The organism is Erythrobacter sp. JB1-7 (assembly GCF_057365015.1).
This window is the reverse complement of the sequence record NZ_CP200291.1, coordinates 1500157-1519099: the sequence shown is the minus strand read 5'-3', so window position 1 is coordinate 1519099 and position 18943 is coordinate 1500157. Positions and strand designations below refer to the sequence as shown.

At 58.2% G+C, this 18943-nt stretch carries 17 protein-coding genes and 1 pseudogene; 14 read left to right on the top strand and 4 right to left on the bottom strand.

What is annotated here, in order from left to right; translation table 11 throughout:
- The first annotated feature begins 72 nt into the window (after positions 1 to 72).
- From AC0V6W_RS07340 to amt, 12 genes and pseudogenes are all read left to right on the top strand, one after another.
- Positions 73 to 878 (top strand): annotated as a pseudogene (locus AC0V6W_RS07340) (inositol monophosphatase family protein).
- 129 nt (positions 879 to 1007) lie between these two features.
- On the top strand, positions 1008 to 1775 hold the full coding sequence (locus AC0V6W_RS07335) for a preprotein translocase subunit SecD (RefSeq protein ID WP_486148618.1): 768 nt from the start codon (positions 1008 to 1010) through the stop codon (positions 1773 to 1775).
- A gap of 399 nt (positions 1776 to 2174) precedes the next feature.
- Entirely contained in the window at positions 2175 to 2378 is a 204-nt protein-coding gene (gene rpmI, locus AC0V6W_RS07330) for a 50S ribosomal protein L35 (protein ID WP_486148616.1), read from the top strand.
- Between the two features lie 142 nt (positions 2379 to 2520).
- A complete protein-coding gene (gene rplT / locus AC0V6W_RS07325) occupies positions 2521 to 2880 on the top strand; it encodes a 50S ribosomal protein L20 (RefSeq protein ID WP_486148614.1) in 360 nt (119 codons plus the stop codon).
- 189 nt (positions 2881 to 3069) lie between these two features.
- Positions 3070 to 3993 (top strand): helix-turn-helix domain-containing protein, encoded by a 924-nt coding sequence (locus tag AC0V6W_RS07320; RefSeq protein WP_486148612.1) that lies wholly within the window; start codon positions 3070 to 3072, stop codon positions 3991 to 3993.
- A gap of 65 nt (positions 3994 to 4058) precedes the next feature.
- Entirely contained in the window at positions 4059 to 5210 is a 1152-nt protein-coding gene (gene pheS, locus AC0V6W_RS07315) for a phenylalanine--tRNA ligase subunit alpha (RefSeq protein WP_486148610.1), read from the top strand.
- Positions 5207 to 7609: a phenylalanine--tRNA ligase subunit beta gene (gene pheT, locus AC0V6W_RS07310; protein WP_486148608.1), complete on the top strand. Its 2403-nt coding sequence runs from the start codon at positions 5207 to 5209 to the stop codon at positions 7607 to 7609. Before pheS ends, pheT begins: the two co-directional genes overlap by 4 nt.
- A 19-nt stretch (positions 7610 to 7628) precedes the next feature.
- Positions 7629 to 9161, top strand: coding sequence for a peptide chain release factor 3 (locus AC0V6W_RS07305; RefSeq protein WP_486148606.1), 1533 nt, complete (start codon positions 7629 to 7631; stop codon positions 9159 to 9161).
- Positions 9162 to 9198: 37 nt separating this feature from the next.
- Positions 9199 to 10068: an alpha/beta fold hydrolase gene (locus AC0V6W_RS07300; RefSeq protein WP_486148604.1), complete on the top strand. Its 870-nt coding sequence runs from the start codon at positions 9199 to 9201 to the stop codon at positions 10066 to 10068.
- Between the two features lie 20 nt (positions 10069 to 10088).
- Positions 10089 to 10649, top strand: a complete 561-nt coding sequence (locus AC0V6W_RS07295) for a pyridoxamine 5'-phosphate oxidase family protein (RefSeq protein ID WP_486148602.1) — start codon at positions 10089 to 10091, stop codon at positions 10647 to 10649.
- A gap of 212 nt (positions 10650 to 10861) precedes the next feature.
- Positions 10862 to 11200 carry a P-II family nitrogen regulator gene (locus AC0V6W_RS07290; RefSeq protein WP_486148600.1) on the top strand — a complete coding sequence of 113 codons (339 nt, stop codon included), beginning with the start codon at positions 10862 to 10864 and terminating at the stop codon, positions 11198 to 11200.
- A gap of 15 nt (positions 11201 to 11215) precedes the next feature.
- On the top strand, positions 11216 to 12619 hold the full coding sequence (gene amt / locus AC0V6W_RS07285) for an ammonium transporter (protein WP_486148598.1): 1404 nt from the start codon (positions 11216 to 11218) through the stop codon (positions 12617 to 12619).
- A gap of 175 nt (positions 12620 to 12794) precedes the next feature.
- Here amt and AC0V6W_RS07280 read toward each other — a convergent pair whose 3' ends face one another.
- Genes AC0V6W_RS07280 through AC0V6W_RS07270 form a run of 3 tightly spaced genes read right to left on the bottom strand, consistent with a single transcriptional unit; the run spans position 12795 to position 15822 of the window.
- Complete coding sequence (locus tag AC0V6W_RS07280; protein ID WP_486148596.1) at positions 12795 to 14390, bottom strand: GMC family oxidoreductase; 1596 nt, start codon at positions 14388 to 14390, stop codon at positions 12795 to 12797.
- A 23-nt stretch (positions 14391 to 14413) separates the two neighbouring features.
- Entirely contained in the window at positions 14414 to 15388 is a 975-nt protein-coding gene (locus AC0V6W_RS07275) for a sterol desaturase family protein (RefSeq protein WP_486148594.1), read from the bottom strand.
- Positions 15389 to 15399: 11 nt separating this feature from the next.
- Positions 15400 to 15822 (bottom strand): hypothetical protein, encoded by a 423-nt coding sequence (locus tag AC0V6W_RS07270; protein WP_486148592.1) that lies wholly within the window; start codon positions 15820 to 15822, stop codon positions 15400 to 15402.
- Between the two features lie 41 nt (positions 15823 to 15863).
- Between AC0V6W_RS07270 and AC0V6W_RS07265 the strand changes: the two genes are divergently transcribed.
- Positions 15864 to 17318: an amidohydrolase gene (locus AC0V6W_RS07265; RefSeq protein ID WP_486148590.1), complete on the top strand. Its 1455-nt coding sequence runs from the start codon at positions 15864 to 15866 to the stop codon at positions 17316 to 17318.
- Between the two features lie 7 nt (positions 17319 to 17325).
- Here AC0V6W_RS07265 and AC0V6W_RS07260 read toward each other — a convergent pair whose 3' ends face one another.
- Entirely contained in the window at positions 17326 to 17757 is a 432-nt protein-coding gene (locus AC0V6W_RS07260; RefSeq protein WP_486148588.1) for a protein tyrosine phosphatase family protein, read from the bottom strand.
- Positions 17758 to 18110: 353 nt separating this feature from the next.
- Between AC0V6W_RS07260 and AC0V6W_RS07255 the strand changes: the two genes are divergently transcribed.
- Positions 18111 to 18896 carry a cold-shock protein gene (locus AC0V6W_RS07255; protein ID WP_486148586.1) on the top strand — a complete coding sequence of 262 codons (786 nt, stop codon included), beginning with the start codon at positions 18111 to 18113 and terminating at the stop codon, positions 18894 to 18896.
- Positions 18897 to 18943: the final 47 nt, after the last annotated feature.

The window sequence follows — 18943 nt, the reverse complement described above, 5'->3', positions numbered from 1 at the left end:
TTTCTCCGTTGCAAAGCATAAACGCACAGTTAGCTTCGCAAAAGCAGCGCGGATCGTTACAGGCTGGCTTTTATGACTGACACCGATCTCGCTTTTGCGCACAAACTTGCCGATGCCGCTGGCCGGGCTATTCGCCCTTTGTTCAGGGGGATTGGGAAGAGCACCGCAAGGAAGATGCCTCTCCCGTGACAGAAGTTGACCGCGCGGCAGAGGCTGCCATGCGCTCCTTAATCGAAGAGCACCGCCCCGATGACGGCATAATCGGCGAGGAATATGGCACTCGCAATGAAGCTGCGGGGCGGCAATGGGTGCTTGATCCGATTGATGGCACAGTCAGCTTTATGGCGGGCCGCCCGATATTCGGGACATTGATCGCGCTGTGTCAGGATGGCTGGCCGCTTTTGGGCGTCATTGACCAGCCGATCGCGAGCGAACGCTGGGCAGGCCAGATCGGTGTGGGCACCACCTTTAACGGCAATCCTGTCACCACGCGCACAGGGCGGCCTTTTACCGAGGCTACACTGGCGACCAGCAGCCCGCATTATTTCAGCGCTGAAGATGCCGATGCCTATATGAAACTGGCCGCGGCGATTGGCGGAAATCGCGCGCAGGCACCGATTATCTATGGCGGGGATTGCTACAATTACGGCCTGCTCGCCAGTGGCCATATCGACATCGTATGCGAGGCGGGCCTGAAACTGCACGATTACGCAGCGCTTGTCCCCGTCGTCGAAGGAGCAGGCGGAGTGATGAGCGATTGGCAAGGCAATCCGCTGGATGCAGGGTCTGCCGATGCCGAAGGCGGCAGGGTGATTGCGCTTGGCGATCCGGCGCGGCTCGATGATGTGCTTGAGGCGATGGGCACACCGGGGGGCTAACCGGGGGGCGGGTGCTGAACCATCGTAATCGCCCACCGCTGTTCCAGTACGCGCCCAGCGCTATGCAATCTTCAAATCGCCTGAGAATTCACCGGGAAACAGGCTTGGCAATAGAAGGGGGCATATTCAATGAGCCGAACGATACAAAGACGCGCCAATTGGTTCTGGTGCATCATCGCAGCAATTGGTCTTGTATCATGCAGCGAAACCGCAGGGCTTTCAAAACCCACGCATCAAATTGTGTATGAAGTGGATGATGAGGCTATTCCCGAAAACGCCGACCGCGATGCACTGGCCGACGCAACGCGCAAAGTGATTGCGGCCAGGCTTGGTGCTGGTTCGCTGGTTACACTTCATAATATCGACCTGACATCCGGTGGACGGCTTGTGCTTGATGTATCCGGCCCTGATGCGTCTGAGGCGGTGCAATCGGTTATCGGCATGACCGGGGAAATGACCTTTCAATTGGTCGATCAATCCGCTTCTTGGCAGGATATCGAGAAGGGCATCGCTGAGCCCGGCCGCGCGATTTTTCCTTCACGCGATGGCCCTCCGATGGCGGTGTACCGCCTTGGAGGATTGCGAGGCCGCAACATTATTGATGCAAAGGTAGAGATTGATGAGGCTTCGGGCCAGCCCGTTGTCTTAATCGGTCTTGATAATGCTGGCGCTTTGAAACTGGCGCAGTTGACGCGCGACAATGTGGGCAGTCCGATGGCGATGATTTTAGATGGAGAGATCATTTCTGCTCCCATGATAGTCGAACCGATTACCGGCGGCCAATTGCAGCTGTCGGGCGGCTTTACTCATGCGGAGGCCAACAGCCTTGCAATCGCCCTGAAAAGCGGTGCGCTGCCTGTGCCCCTGAAATTGGTGAAGGAGCGGGCCATCGAATAATCTGGAAGGATGCGAGGATTTCAGCAGGCAGGGAGCGTTTTCCTACAGGCGATGGAAATGGCATGAACAAAGGTATGTCTTGCGCCCACCTTTCTACGCTATTTTCGCAACAATCGCTGCATGATGGATGCACAGCACCGTGTCGCTGCCCCCAGCGCTTTTCTTCGCCAGGACCGTGTAACATGCGGTCCATGCTTCAGACTTCGAGGTGGAAACCTGAACGGCGCGGGCTATCGGGGGCGATGGGGTGCATTGCAGGCTTAGCGGCTCCGTCAAATCGCTTGCCTACAGGGGCCTGCGCCCCTAAGAGCGGCGGCTTCAACGACACGAATCAAGCGATCGGCCTGGCTACAAGGGCTGCCAGGGCCGGTTTGACGTGTCTCTATCTAGGAGATGAAAATGCCCAAGCTTAAGACCAAAAGCGGTGTGAAGAAACGCTTCAAAATCACCGCAACCGGCAAGATCAAGCACGGCGTCGCGGGTAAGCGTCACCGGCTCATCAGCCACAATGCGAAGTATATCCGCCAAAACCGCGGCACCACGGTCGTGTCCGATGCCGACACGAAGACCATCAAGAAATGGGCGCCCTACGGGCTTGACTAAGAGGGACGGCTAGCGCCGCCCGCCGCAGCCTCCCGCGCCCTCCACCCTTCCACCCGGATCATACTCCGGTGTGAAAATCCGGGTGGAAGGCTGGAGGGCGCGGGAGGCTACGGCCCCGACTTACAAAGAAGGATATACAGACATGCCACGCATCAAACGCGGAGTTACCACTCGCGCCAAACATAAGCGGATCCTGGATCAAGCCAAAGGCTATCGCGGTCGCCGCAAGAACACCATTCGCATCGCGCGCCAGGCCGTCGAAAAGGCAGGCCAATACGCATACCGCGATCGCAAAGCCAAAAAGCGCAGCTTTCGCGCGCTGTGGATTCAGCGCATCAACGCGGCTGTTCGCGCAGAAGGCCTGACCTATTCGCAGTTCATGCATGGCGTGAAACTGGCCGGGATTGAGCTGGATCGCAAAGTCATGGCCGATCTTGCCATGAACGAGGAAGCAGCGTTCAAAACGATCATCGCACAAGCGAAAGCCGCGCTTCCCGCGTAAGGCATAAAAACGCTTTCCTACAACCTTGGCGGGCGGTTATCACTGCATTCGTCAGGGCGCGGGACATCAATGGGGCGGCCTTGCAAAAAGGCCGCCCCTTTTGTGTTTGGCAATCGCAGGGACCGGGCGGGCTTGTAAGAATACGCCGCAAAACTTGTAGAATCGCGCCACACCGCGCAAACTGGACCAATGGGTCAGGACAGTAACAGGGGAAGCGCAGCGGATGCGCAGGCGGCGACCGGAGAGCATCGCCCCAGCGTGCGCAGCCGGTTCTACGCTCCGCCGGCGCAGTTTGATGGGTGTTTCACATCGTTCTACCAATTGGCGCTTGATGCGGATGAAGGCACGCGGGTCGAGGACTATCTACAACCCGAATGGGCCAATATCCGCTTCTTCGCAGGCGGCAGACCTTTGGCTGAGATCGGAGGCTCGCGCGTCGAAGGCCCCCGGTTCAGCGCCACCGGACCAAGCGCGCTGCCGTGCCGGTTTGAGCTTGGCACATCGCGGATGTGGGGCATCGGATTGCTGCCGCTGGGCTGGGCGCGGTTCATGGATGTGGATGCCAGCGACCGGGTGAACCAGGTTCGTGATGGCTCTGCTGATCCGGCCTTTGCCAAGTTCGACTGCATGTCGGACGTGCTGTGCGATGAAACCGCCGATGAAGAGGCGCAATTTGCGCATATCGTGGAGCAGATGGGCAGGCTGATGCGGCCAAGCCGTGATGAGCCCAAGATCCTGCGAGTGCACACTGCGCTGGTCGATGCGGATCTAGTAACAGTGGGCGAGCTGGCCGATGCAAGCGGGATGAGCGTGCGAACGCTGGAGCGGGTGTGCCGCCGCTACTTTGGGTTCACGCCCAAGCTGTTGATGCGGCGCCAACGCTTTATGCGAAGTCTGACGACGTTCATGCTGCATCAGGGTTCGCATTGGACTGAGGCAATGGATGAACACTATCACGATCAGGCGCAGTTCACGCGCGAATTCCGCGAGTTCATGACAATGAACCCAAGCGAATATGCGAGTCTCGATCACCCGATCCTCGCCGCGTTTGTCGAAGCGCGAGCGCGGGTTTGGGGCTCAGCCGCGCAGACGCTTGACCCGCCGAAGGGCTGATCGCAGCCGCAGGGCGGGGCAAAGGCTTTGCATGGAGGGCCAAATAGCGCTAGCGGGCGCTCATAATGACTGACCTGACGACACAGAAAGACGCAAGCCTTGGAGCGATTGCCGGGGCTGAAACGCTGGAGGCTTTGGAAGCGGCCCGGCTGGAAGCTTTGGGCAAGAAAGGCTGGATCAGCCTGATGCTCAAGACGCTGGGCCAGATGTCACCAGAGGAACGCTCAGAGGCTGCGCCCGCCATTCAGGCCGTGCGCGCCGAGGTGGCTGAGGCGATTGAAGCGAAGAAAGCGCAACTAGAAGCTGCCGCGTTAGAAGCGCAAATGGCAGCAGAGACGATTGACCTTACCTTGCCCGCAAGGCCGCTTCCGCGCGGCTCGATCCATCCTGTCAGTCAGGTGATGGATGAACTGGCGGAGATCTTCGCGGATTTGGGCTTTGCCGTGGCGACAGGGCCTGAGATTGAGGATGACTGGCACAACTTCACCGCGCTCAACATGGATGAAAGCCATCCCGCGCGCGCGATGCATGATACGTTCTACTTCCCGGATAAGGCTGAAGATGGGGCTTCAAATAGCGAAGCGGTAAGCCAACAAGAACGCGCGATGCTGCTGCGAACCCATACCAGCCCTGTGCAGATCCGCTCGATGAAAGCGCTGAGCGCTAGCCACAAAGGCGGCGCACCCATCCGCATCATCGCGCCAGGCCGAGTCTATCGCAGTGATAGCGATGCAACGCACACCCCGATGTTCCATCAAGTCGAAGGCTTGGTGATCGATCGCGAAATCCATCTGGGGCACCTCAAATGGACGCTTGAGACCTTCTTCAAGGCCTTCTTCGAACGCGAAGACATCACTCTGCGCCTGCGCCCATCCTACTTCCCGTTCACCGAACCATCGGTCGAAGTGGATGTGGGCTATTCCAATGAAGGCGACCGCCGCGTGGTTGGCGGGCACGGTGATGAGCCGGGCTATGACTGGATGGAACTGGGCGGCAGCGGCATGGTGAACCGGCGCGTGCTGGAATTTGCAGGGTTTGATCCAGACCAATATCAAGGGTTCGCCTTTGGCCTTGGGATCGACCGGATCGCGATGCTCAAATATGGCATGAACGACCTGCGTGCATTCTTCGACGGAGATCCGCGCTGGCTGTCGCATTATGGCTTTGCTTCGGTTGAACAGCCCACCTTGTCCGGCGGCGTGGGAGTGCGGCCATGAAGTTCTCGATCACATGGCTCAAAGATCACCTCGAGACAGACGCAAGTCTGCAAGAGATCGCCGGGGGCCTGACTGCCATCGGGCTTGAAGTCGAGGGGATTGAAGACCCTGCCGAACTGCTAAAGGGCTTCAAAGTCGCGCATGTCATAAGCGCTGAAAAGCATCCCGATGCGGACAAGCTGCAAGTCTTGCAAGTCGACACCGGCGAGGGTGACCCTCTGCAAGTCGTGTGCGGCGCTCCCAACGCGCGCGCTGGAATGAAAGGCGTGCTGGGCCTGCCCGGTGCAGTGGTGCCATCCAACGGGATGGAGCTGCGCAAAGCGGCCATTCGCGGCGTTGAGAGCACTGGCATGATGTGCTCTGCGCGGGAGCTTGATTTGGGTGAGGATCACGATGGCATCATCGAACTGCCCGGTGATGCGAGCACCGGCCACAGCTTTGCCGACTATCAGGGATCATCGCCGGTCATCGACGTTGCGATCACGCCCAATCGCCCCGATTGCATGGGCGTTTATGGGATTGCGCGCGATCTTGCCGCCGCAGGATTGGGCACACTAAAGCCGATCGCGTTTCCCAAATTCGATGCATCAGGCGCTTGCCCAGTTGAAATCCGCACTGACGATGCTGAAGGCTGCCCCGCATTCTATGGCCGGGTTATCAAAGGGGTCACCAACGGCCCCTCGCCCGATTGGCTGCAACAGCGGCTGAAAAGTGCAGGCCAGCGTCCGATCTCGCTGCTGGTGGATCTCACGAATTACCTGATGCTGGCCTTTGGCCGCCCGGCGCATGTCTATGATCTGGCAAAGCTGCAAGGCGCAATTGTCGCTCGGCGTGCCAAAAATGGCGAGCAGGTGGCGGCGCTCAACGACAAGACCTATACGCTTGATGAAAGCATGGTGGTGATCGCAGACGAGAGCGAAGTCCACGACATTGCAGGCATCATGGGCGGCGCACATTCGAGCGTTCAGGATGATACGCGCGATATTCTGCTGGAGATTGCCTATTTCGACCCACCTCGCATTGGGGTGACGGGCCGTAAGCTGGGACTGGCCTCAGATGCACGCACGCGGTTTGAACGCGGGGTTGATCCGGCGTTTCTGGATGACGGGCTGGACCTTCTCACCGGGCTTATTGTGGAACTGGCAGGCGGCAGCGCGAGCGAGGCGGTGCGCGCAGGCTCCCCTCCGGCTGAGCCCAAAATGGTCGCGTTTGACACTGGACTGACAGCCAAGTTGGGCGGCGTCGAGGTACCAGCCCAAGAGCAGAAACGCATCCTCGAAAGCCTCGACTTTGCTGTGGATGCGAGCTGGCAAGTCACGTGTCCGCTGCGCCGCCATGACATTGAAGGGCCTGCCGATCTCGTCGAAGAGATCGTGCGCATTCACGGTCTAGGCAATGTGAGAAGTGTGGCTTTGCCGCGCGCGGACGGCGTTGCGCGTGCGACAGCGACGCCGGAGCAGATTACCGAACGCCGCGTGCGCCGCGCTGCGGCAGGCGTTGGGCTTAACGAGGCAATCACATGGTCCTTCCTCCCTGCGAGTGAGGCGGAGCACTTCGCGCCAGAGGGTGTGCAGTTGTGGTCGCTCGCCAACCCGATCAGCGAAGACATGAAGACCATGCGCCCCTCGCTTCTTCCAGGTTTGCTGATGGCAGCCAAACGCAATGCGGATCGCGGGGCTGAGACGACACGGCTTTTCGAACTGGGGCGGCGTTATTTGAAGGGAGAAGGCGGCGCCAGCGATGAACGCCCGACTTTGGGCGCGGTGCTGGCGGGCGAAAAAACGCAGCGCGGCTGGCAATCAGGCAAAGCTACCTCTTTCGATGCCCATGATGCAAAATCGCTCGCGCGCGCATTGCTTGGCGTTGCAGGAGCTCCGATTGATAAGCTGCTGGTCATGGGTGAGGCTGGACCGCAATTCCATCCCGGCCAGTCAGCGACACTCAGGCTTGGCCCCAAGAAGGTGCTGGCCCGCTTCGGGATGATCCATCCGGCGACTTTGAAAGCATTCGATATGGACGGCCCGGTTGCAGCGGTTGAATTGTTCCTTGATGCGCTGCCTGCAAAGAAAGCGGCTAAAGGCCCTATCAGCTTTGCCCGTCCCAGTTTCACGCCGCCCGCTCTTCAAGCGGTAACACGCGATTTTGCGTTTCTGGTACCTGAGGATTTGGCGGCAGAGGATCTGCTCAAAGCAGTCCGCGCGAGCGACAAAACCAATATCACAGCGGCGCGCATCTTCGATGTGTTTACCGGCGAGGGCGTGCCCGAAGGTCAGAAATCGCTCGCCATTGAAGTGACACTGCAACCGCGCGAGAAGAGCTTCAAGGACAAGGAATTGAAAGCGATTGCCGATGTGATTGTTGCAGCTGCCGATAAAGTGGGAGCGCAGCTGCGCGGGTAAGCGCTGCTAAGCAAAACCTATGTCAAACCGCCGCACCTTTGCCATCATCTCGCACCCTGATGCGGGTAAAACGACGCTGACTGAAAAGCTGCTCTTGCAAGGCGGCGCAATCCATTTGGCCGGCCAAGTGAAAGCGCGCGGCGATGCGCGGCGCGCGCGGTCTGACTGGATGAAGATTGAGCAGCAGCGCGGGATCTCTGTCACGTCAAGTGTGATGACATTTGAGAAGGAGTATGACGGGGAGAAAATCACTTTCAACCTGCTCGATACGCCGGGTCACGAGGATTTTTCTGAGGACACTTACCGCACTCTGACAGCCGTCGACAGCGCAGTGATGGTGATCGATGCGGCCAAAGGCATTGAGCCGCAGACGCGCAAATTGTTCGAAGTGTGCCGGCTGCGCAGTGTGCCGATTATCACCTTTGTCAACAAGGTGGACCGCGAAGGCCGCGATCCGTTTGAGACACTGGACGAGGTTGCCGACATGCTTGCGCTGGATGTCAGCCCGCAAAACTGGCCAATTGGCATGGGCGGGCAATTTGAAGGCATCCTGGACTTTGCCAATGGCACCGTCGCTCGCCCCGAAGGCGCGTCCAAGGAATTTCTGGGCAGGCGCGAGGAAAACCCCGTCATCCCTGATGACTTTGCCGAAGAAGCCGAATTGGCGCAGGTCGGCTATCCTGAATTTGACGCACAGGCTTATCGCAATGGCGATTTGACGCCGGTGTTCTTCGGCTCTGCGCTCAAAAACTTTGGCGTTACCGATCTGATTGACGCGATTGCGCAGCATGCACCGCCGCCGCGCGCGCAATCTGCAGGCGATGATCAGATCGCGCCCGACCATGACGAGGTCACTGGTTTCATCTTTAAGGTCCAGGCTAATATGGACCCCAATCACCGCGACCGGATCGCATTTATGCGGCAGGTTTCGGGCACGTTTAAGCGCGGGATGAAGCTGACGCCTTCGGGTCTTGGCAAACCCATCGCGATCCATTCACCGATCCTGTTCTTTGCTCAAGATCGTGAGATTGCCGATACAGCCGAAGCTGGCGATATTATCGGCATTCCCAACCATGGCACTTTGAGGGTGGGCGACACTTTGAGCGAAAAGGATCAGGTGCGCTTTACAGGCCTGCCCAATTTCGCGCCAGAGATCCTTCGCCGGGTGCAGTTGAAAGATCCGACGAAAACCAAGCAGCTGAGAAAAGCGCTCGATGATCTGTCCGAAGAAGGGGTGATCCAGGTTTTCTATCCCGAAATTGGCGCGCAGCATATTGTGGGCGTTGTCGGCCAATTGCAGCTCGATGTGCTCATTTCGCGGTTGTCAGCCGAATACAAGGTCGAAGCGGCACTTGAAGCGGCCCCCTTTGCCACCGCGCGCTGGCTGAAAGGCGATGCCAAAGCGATGGACGAGTTTGAAAGCTTTAACCGGCCAAACCTTGCCAAAGACCGCGACGGGGATCTGGTGTTTATGGCCAAAAGCCCGTGGGACGTGAACTACCAGATGGAAAAGAACCCTGAGCTGACCTTTTCGGTTACCAAAGAACGCTAGGCTTGCGAGGGGCGTAAGTTCGGGGCAATGCGGGGGCATGACTATCGCCGGACCCACCTCACAGACTTTCATTTCGCAGCGGCTCAAGCTCAATTTTTTTGACTGGGGCAATTCTGAAAAACCGCCTTTGGTTTTGGTGCATGGCGGGCGCGATCATGCGCGCAATTGGGATTGGACCGCAGAAGCTTTGCGCGATGATTATCATATTGTCGCGATGGATCATCGCGGGCACGGCGACAGCGATTGGGTGTCGGATGGCAACTACAATTCCAACGACATGGTCTATGATCTGGCGCAATTGATCCATCAATTGGGCCGCGGACCAGTTAGTATCGTGTCGCATTCCATGGGCGGCAATGTTGCGCTTCGCTATGCTGGCATGTTCCCGGAAATGGTCGAAAAACTAGTCGCGATTGAAGGGCTTGGCCCATCACCGGAATGGAAAGCAGAGCAGCGCCAAACGCCTTATCCTGAACGCATGCGCGAATGGATTGAGAAAAAGCGCAAAGCCGCCGGGCGAAGCCCTCGCAAATATGACACGATTGAGGCCGCTTTTGCCCGGATGATTGAGGAAAATTCATATCTCACCCCGGAGCAAGCACGCCATCTGACCATTCACGGCGTAAATCGCAACGAAGATGGCACTTATACATGGAAATTTGACCCGCATCTCAATGTCTGGGGTGTGGAAGATGTCGCGGACGATTTTGTGGAAGCGACATGGGGCGCGATCACTTGCCCAACGCTATTGCTTTACGGTGCAGATAGCTGGGCTTCCAATCCCGAAAAGGATGGCCGCCAGCAACATTTCAACACCGCAAAAGTGATCGAATTCGAGAAAGCGGGGCACTGGCTGCATCACGACCAGTTTGATCGCTTTATCGCGGTACTGCGCGATTTCCTCTAGAGCTTGACGGAGACCTTACGATGGCTGACTTTTTCGATGCGTTAGAGCCCAAGCACGTGGCGATGATTGAAAAACAGCCCGTATTCTTCGTTGCAACGGCAGCGTCTGATGGGCGGATCAATCTGAGTCCCAAAGGCTATGACGCGTTTCGTGTGCTCTCGCCCACGCAGGTTGGATATCTCGACCTGGGCGGATCAGGAAATGAAACGCACGCGCATCTAATAGCGGATGGGCGGATAACCGTGATGTTCACCAATTTCGATCGTCCAGCCTTGATCTTGCGCATTTATGGAAAGGGCCGGCCGGTTTTGGCGCAAGACGATGAATGGCAAAGCCTCGCTGAGCATTTCACAATGATGCCGGGCACTCGCCAGATATTTGTGATCGACATCGACAGCATTCAGACATCGTGCGGTTGGGGTGTGCCGTTTATGAGCCTTGAGGGCGAACGCGAAACGCTCAAAAAAGCACATCGTCAGACTGAGCCCGATGCATGGGAGGCCAAGATGGCGAAGCGCACCAGCAGTATTGATGGCCTGCCGACGCGCGCGACGGATCGCTATATTGCGGGTGAAGAATAGAGAATGTTCGCAAAGGCCTTGGACCTTTTCACGAAAGAATCCAACCCGAACTGCCCAAATAGTAAGCAAAAGATTAAAATTTGCGCAGGTACCATTGCAGGGGTGCTGTGCAAGCCGCTGATTCCGCTGCGTCAGCGATATTACAAAATTATGGCACGCCTTTTGCTCTCTTGATCCTGCCGGGTCGTCCGGCGCGCAAAGAGGGGGCAAAGATGAAGTTCATCATCGCCATCATAAAACCGTTTAAGCTTGACGAGGTCCGCGAGGCTTTGGGCAGTATCGGCGTTGCCGGGATGACCGTTTCCGAAGTCAAAGGGTTTGGCCGTCAAAAAGGCCAGACCGAGATTTATCGCGGCGCAGAATATTCGACCAACATGCTTCCAAAAGTGAAACTTGAGATTGCAGCCAGCGATGAGATCGCCGCGCAAGTGGTCGAGACAATCCAGCAAACCGCCAACACCGAAGCAATCGGCGATGGCAAGATATTCGTGCTCGATCTCGCATCGGCAACCCGCATTCGCACCGGCGAATCTGGCGAAACAGCGCTGTAGAGAGGGGATCAGACAATGCAATTTTCACTCATAAAAAGTGCAGTGGTGGCACTGGGCGCGGGCATCATTGCCCAGCCAGCGCTGGCCGCTGCACCCGTTATCCCCGAAGGCGCCGAACTGGTATCGGGCGGGACCGGGTTCATTCTCAACACGCTGTTGTTCCTGATCGGCGGATTTCTGGTCATGTGGATGGCGGCTGGTTTTGCCATGCTTGAAGCGGGCCTGGTCCGTGCCAAGAACACTTCCACACAATGCCTTAAGAATATCGGCCTGTATTCGATTGCAGGATTGATGTTCTGGGTGTGCGGTTACAATATTGCCTATCCGACATTCGCCGAGGACAGCCTTGGTTTGATCGGGGGGCTCACCTCTGGATCATACACCATGCAAGCCGTCGGCGCCGATATCCTTCAGGGCGGCGACGAAGTTGCTGGATACTCAGTCGCTTCTGACTGGTTCTTCCAGATGGTCTTTTGTGCAACCACTGCGTCGATCGTCTCTGGCACTGTGGCAGAGCGAGTGAAGATCGTTCCGTTCTTCATTTTTGTCACGGTCCTGACCGGCCTGATCTACCCTGTGGTGGTCAGCTGGGAATGGGGCGGCGGCTACCTTGATAACGTGCACGGCTTCAGCGACTTCGCTGGCTCCACCTTGGTCCACTCAACAGGCGGTTGGGCCGCATTGGTCGGCGCGATCATCATTGGTTCGCGCATTGGCCGATATGGTCCTGATGGCAAAGTCAATGTGTTCCCGGGCACCAACATTCCTTTGGCAACGCTTGGCACATTCATCCTGTGGCTCGGCTGGTTTGGCTTCAACGGCGCATCGCAGCTTGCGATGGGCAGTGTCGGCGATGTTGGCGATGTGTCCAAGATTTTCGTGAACACCAATATGGCTGCTGCTGGCGGCGTGGTGACTGCGATCATCCTGACCCAAGTGCTTTACAAAAAGGCTGACGTTACCATGGCGCTGAACGGCGCATTGGCTGGCCTCGTTTCAATCACGGCTGAACCGCTTGCACCATCTGTTGGCGCTTCGATTGTCATCGGCGCGATTGGCGGGGCCATTGTGGTCTTCACCGTTCCGCTGCTTGACAAGTTCAAGATCGACGATGTTGTGGGCGCCATTCCGGTGCATCTGTTTGCTGGCATCTGGGGCACTCTGGTTGTCGCAGTACACACACAGACCACTTTCAACGAAGGCGAAGCCAACGAATACACCCTTTCCGTGATGGAGCAGCTTGGCAGCCAGGCGGTTGGTGTTGCTCTTACCGCCTTGTGGGTTGTGCCTGCTTCGGCTGTTGTCTGGTTGGCGCTGAAATACACCATCGGTGTGCGTCCAAGCGAAGAAGACGAAGTGAACGGTCTCGATAAAGCTGAGATCGGTGTTGAAGCCTATCCTGAATTCGCTCGAACCTGAGCGCAAACGAATTGGCGGGGGAAGAGCCTCTCCCCTTTCCCCGCCTACCCTTGTTCCTCCTGCGAACAAACACCTTATGATGGGCCGGAGCACAGCGCTTCGGCCCCTTTTTTGTTGCGCAAGTACATTCACAAAGCCCCCCGTTTCAGGGGCTCTCAGGAGGGCGGAAAGGCCCTTATGCGAATTCTTTTTCGGATTGTTTTACAAAGTCGGCGCAGCGTTCGCCTATCATGATACTTGGCGCGTTTGTGTTGCCGCTCACCAGTTTTGGCATAATACTTGCATCAGCGATCCACAGCCCATCAAGCCCGCGCAGCTTCAATGTAGGATCCACCACCGCATCGCCGTCCGCGCCCATGCGGCATGTCCCAACGGGGTGATACACCGAATCCGATCGTTCGCGCAGCAAATGATCGAGCGCATCGTCATCATCCAGATCAACTGGATGGCGATCCTTGGGGCCAAAGGCCTGCAAAGCCGGTGCCTCTGCAATCCGGTGTGACAACCGAACCCCTTCGCGCAGCACCGCAATATCGCGCGGATCATCAAGGAAGTTGGGATCAATCAGCGGCGCATCGGCGGCATCACCCGATCCCAGCCGCACGGTCCCATGGCTTTCGGGCCGCAGCACGCAGGCATGCAGCGAAAAGCCATGTTCCTTCACCTGCTCGCGGCCATGATCTTCGAGCACGGCGGGCACGAAATGCCATTGCACATCGGGGCTTGGCGCATCGGGCATCACTTTCCAGAAGCCCCCTCCTTCGGCGTAGCAAGTCGTCATTGCTCCAGTGCGTTTGCGGCGATGTTCGACCATCGCAGCCGCCATGCGCATCGTTCCTTTTAACGTGCCGCCAATGGGCACATCGCTTTGCGTTTCCCAGGCTGAGACATAATCGATGTGATCTTGCAGGTTTGATCCGACCGCTGGCCTGTCCAGCACCACATCAATTCCGTGATCTTTCAAATGCGCAGCGGGGCCAATGCCCGACAGCATCAGGATTTGCGGCGTGTTGAACGCGCCCGCTGACAGGATCACCCCGCGCCGGGCATATAATGTTTCGGTGCGCTTCCCTTTGCGCACGACAACGCCTGTCACCCGGCCATTATCAATCATAAGCCGTTCAACCAGAGTGCCCGTGCGCACGGCAAAATTGCCCTGATCCCGGATCGGTTCGACATAGCCGCGCGCCGCAGACCAGCGTTCGCCATTGCGCTGGGTCACCTGATATTGGCCAAAACCGTCCTGGCGTTCGCCGTTGAAATCTTCATTGGATCGCAGCTGCAATTCCTGCGTCGCAGTGACGAAAGCATCGCTAACGGGATTGGGAGAGACCTGATCAGAAACGAATAACGGCCCGCCTGCACCGTGATAATCATCGGCGCCGCGTTCGTTGCTTTCGCACTTTTTGAAATACGGCAAGACATCGTCATAGGACCAGCCATCGCAGCCCATCGCGGCCCAATTGTCATAATCCCAGGCAGCCCCGCGAATATAAACCATGGCATTGATCGCGGATGATCCGCCCAGCCCTTTGCCGCGCGGTTGATAGCCGATCCGCCCATTCAGCCCCTTTTGCGGGACCGTATCAAATTTGTAGTTCGAAGAATTGCGAATGAACGGCATAAAGCCGGGCGTTTTGATAAGCATGTTATCATTGCGCCCGCCTGCCTCAATCAGGCACACACGCCGCGTTCCGTCGACGGCCAAACGGCCTGCGGACGCGCTGCCGCCGCTGCCACCGCCAATGACGATGTAATCAAAACTCTCCATAACCTCTCCTCTGGACCAGAAGGTTAAGCAGGTTTGGCGCTGTCCGCAATCGGGTTTTGATCGGCCACTGGTCTCTCGCCGTGCTGGCTTGCGGGATTTCGCGCCTCCAATTGGCGGTTCATCCAGCGCGCGCGAATGCTGGTTGATGTCTCGCGGCTGTTATCATGGCTCCATCCCGGCTCGCGCAGCAAATAGGACAATTTGTGCCGCCACGGCGCGCGCGCAATATCGCGCACCATCCCAATCCATTCATGAAAGACCGACCAGATCAGGTTGAAACTGCCCAATTGTTTGACGATGCCATAGCGGATCGCTTCGTCACTGCGTTCCGGCTCGAATGTGCCGAACATTTTATCCCAGATGATAAAGACGCCTGCATAATTGCGATCCAGATAACGCGGATTGGTCGCATGATGGACCCGGTGGTGGCTGGGCGTGTTCATCACCGCTTCGAACCAGCGCGGCATTTTGCCGATGGCCTCGGTGTGGATCCAGAATTGGTAGACAAGGTTAAACCCGCCAACAAAGGCCAGCATGGCGGGGTGAAACCCAAGCAGAACCAGCGGCAGCGCAAACAGCAATCCAAATGTGAACGCGCCCGTCCATGTCTGGCGCAGCGCGGTCGACAGATTGTAATGCTGGCTGGAATGGTGGTTCACATGCGCGGCCCACATCCAGCGGATGCGGTGGCCTGCGCGGTGGACCCAGTAATATTTGAGATCATCCAGCACAAAGGCAACCGGCCAAGCCCACCACACCGCCCACCACTCGCTGCCAAAATCAAACAGGCGGTATTCATAAGCCTCAATAAACAGCGCCGCTGCCAATCCGCCAAACAGCGCGCCCGCGACCGTTGATCCCAAACCAAAAGCAAGGCTGACCAGAGTATCCATAGGTTCATAGGCATCAGGCGCGCGCAGGCGTGCCCAGATCATCTCGGCCAGAATGGCGATCACGAACAGCGGCACGGCGATCTGAGTGGGCGAAAAATCAGGCATGTACGCAGGCGTTATAACCGATTGATGGCATCGGCCCAAATGGCCGCATCATCAAGCTGAAGGCAAACGGGGCCAAAGCGCGCTTCATCCCGGCCCGGATCGACGATCAGCGCATCGACCTTTTCGCGCGCCTGCGCAGCACCTGTCAGCACGCGGCCTGCAAATTGCCCGCCATGGCGTTTGATCACCATGATGCGCCCGGCTTCATCGCGGACCAAGGCGGCATCGCCTTTGCGCGATACAGATATGCGAACAGGGTCAAATCCGTCCTCAACCTCGCCAGCGGCGCGGCGGACGACCTCATCATTATCAAGCGCAGGCTTTGCCCCAAGCCCCAGCCAGCGCGCCAGCCCATAAATCGCAAGGATCGCAGCAAGCGATCCGGCGAATATCAACAAAGGCGCCGGGATGTTCATCACAAAGCCAATTGGCATGGCGGATCAATTGCGGCAAGTTGCCGGGCAAGGAGAGACCGATGAAATCATTTGCCCGCCTGTGCGCCGCCGCTGCTTTGGTATCGATAACGGCGACAGCCGCCCCGCTGACCGCTGACAATCATTCAGCCAGCCTGGCGCCCGATCCTGTTATGCTGGTGTCGGCAGAGGCCAGCCGCACTGCGCGCGTTGCGCAAAGCCTGTGGGATTTTGCCGAGCTTGGCTATCTTGAAAACCGCTCCACCCAATTGCTGCAATCAGAGCTTTCCGCCGAAGGGTTCACAGTAGAAGCGGGGATTGCGGATATCCCCACAGCCTTTGTCGCGGAATGGGGCGAAGGCGGCCCGGTGATCGCGATCCTTGCCGAAATGGACGCGCTGCCCGGCATCAACCAATCCGCATCGGCCAGCCGCGATCCGATTGACGGCAAACATGCAGGCCATGCCTGCGGGCACAATCTGTTTGGCGCAGGATCGCTGACGGCGGCGATTGCGGTCAAGAAATGGCTGGAGGCCACCGGCACGCCGGGCCGGGTACGCTTGTACGGCACGCCCGCTGAAGAAGGCGGATCGGGCAAGGTCTATATGACGCGGGCCGGGATGTTCGATGATGTCGATATCGCGATCCACTGGCACGCCGATGATGAAAACAGCGCAGCGGCTCAAACCAGCCTCGCCAATCGTTCGGCCAAGTTTCGTTTTTCAGGCATTTCCGCCCATGCAGCCGGCGCACCGGAACGCGGGCGCTCCGCGCTTGATGGGGTGGAGGCGATGAACATGATGGCAAATATGCTGCATGAACATATGCCGCAGGATGCGCGGATGCACTATGTCATCACCAGCGGCGGCAATGCGCCCAATGTGGTGCCCGATTTTGCGGAAGTGTTCTACTATGTCCGCCATCCCGATCCTGATGGGGTCGAACAATTGTGGGCGCGGCTCGAAAACGCGGCGCGCGGTGCGGCAACAGGCACGGGCACCAAGGTCGAATGGGAAGTCATCCACGGCAACAACCCGCTGCTCGTCAATGAAGCTTTGGCCAAAGTGATGGATGCAAAATTGCGCATGGTGGGCGGGGTGGAATACACACCGGCTGAACGCGCATGGGCGCTCGACATCCAGAAATCGCTGGGGGATGCGGCAAAACCCTTGTCCAGCGCGCAGACGATTGGCGCTTATGGCAAAAGCCTGGGCTATGGCTCAACTGACGTGGGGGATGTGTCTTATGCGACGCCAACGGTGGGCGTTCGCACCGCCGCCTGGGTGCCCGGCACCAGCGCGCATAGCTGGCAGGCCGTGGCAGCCAGCGGCCACTCGATCGGGCACAAAGGCGCGCAGGTCGCGGCCAAGGCGATGACGCTGATGGCGGTGGAGCTTTACACCAATCCCGCATTGCGCAAGGCGGCTCGGGCGGAATTCGATGCCGCGCGCGGGGCCGATTACACGTACAAATCGCTTTTGGGGGATCGCAATCCGCCGCTCGATTATCGCAAATGACGCGCGCCTATTGGCCGCTGAGCATATCGAGCATGGGGCGAATGGGGCTGATATCATAACCAGCCTGCATGGCCGCGCGGGTGATCTCATCGGGCGATCCGCCTGATTTCGCCTGCGCCAGCGCCCACAGGAAGGTCGAACGCGTGCCCGACCGGCAATAGGCCAGCACCGGGCCATCTGCTGCTGCAAGTGTGTCGCACATTGCGCCGATCTGCGCCTCGCTAAAGCCGGAATGGCCGATGGGTATCGCGGTGTAAGCGATGCCGGCATCACTGGCCGCCTGCGCAATCGCATCGCCTTGCGGCGCATCAGGTTCCTCGCCATCGGGGCGGTTGTTGACGATATGCGCGATGCCCGCCTCGCTCGCCGCGGCAATATCGGCAATCGTGAGCTGCGGGCTTGCAAACATAGTCTCGGCCAATTGTCTAAAATCGCTCATCGCATATGCACTTTCATGGTTGAGGGCCGCGCCCCTTTCAGCGAATCGCCCGCTTTCATTGCACCATGCGCGCAGCCATCAAGGGAGGCAATGGACAGGTCGCAAAGACCATTTGATGCGATAAAGCCCCCTAAAAACCCCCTAAAACCCCTCTATTGGGTTCGAAATTGTCACATATTCGCGCCATCTTTGGTTTGCAGGCTAAATCGTTCGCAAAGCTGTGCTTTGTGCGCTATGCCTTCCAGCATCGGCTATGCTCGGTTTCGTTGAGCGTATTACCGGCGACCGGCGCGGCACTGTCCCCGACACCGGCGCATTTGAAAGCGGACAGGGTTAAAGGTACGAAGTGCGTTATGGGTTACGATAGGGGACGTCGGCGCGGCAAGGATAAGCGCGACGGTTTCGGCGAAGACGGTTTTGATCCGTTTGGTGGCGGTATGGACGGATACTCACCGCCCAGCGACTTTGGAAATGATCGCGGCGGTGATCGCTATGGCGGCGGGGGCGGTGGCTCTCGCGGTGGCGGTGGTGATCGCTACAGCGGCGGCGGCGGAGGCGGTGATCGCTTCGGCGGCGGCGGCGGTGGTGGTCGCGGCGGCCCTGGCGGCGGCGGCGGCGGCGGAGGCGGCGGTTTCAACCGCATGCCCGCCCAGGTTGTCGGCACCGGCAAAGGCACAGTGAAATTCTTCAACGGCCAAAAAGGCTTCGGCTTTATCGCGCAAGAAACCGGCGGCGAAGATGTGTTCGTGCACATCAGCGCGGTTGAACGCGCAGGGCTTGAAGGTCTGGCCGAAGGACAAGAGCTGGAATTCAACCTGGTTGATCGCGGCGGCAAAGTGTCTGCACAAGATCTTCAGATCGTTGGCGACGTGATCGCGGCCCCCGCTGCTGACGCTGGCCCGCCCAAGCGTGAGCTGACCGGCGAAAAAGCGACAGGCACGGTTAAATTCTTCAATTCGATGAAGGGTTTCGGCTTTCTCGTGCGTGATGATGGCCAGCCGGATGCGTTCGTTCACATCAGCGCGGTCGAACGCTCTGGCCTGACCGCCATCAACGAAGGCGAACGGTTTGAATTTGACCTTGAAGTCGACCGACGGGGCAAGCACTCTGCGGTCAATCTGGTGCCTGTTCAAAGCTAAAACGAACACTCACCAGACAGGCCGTTTCACCCGAATTGAGAGCGGCC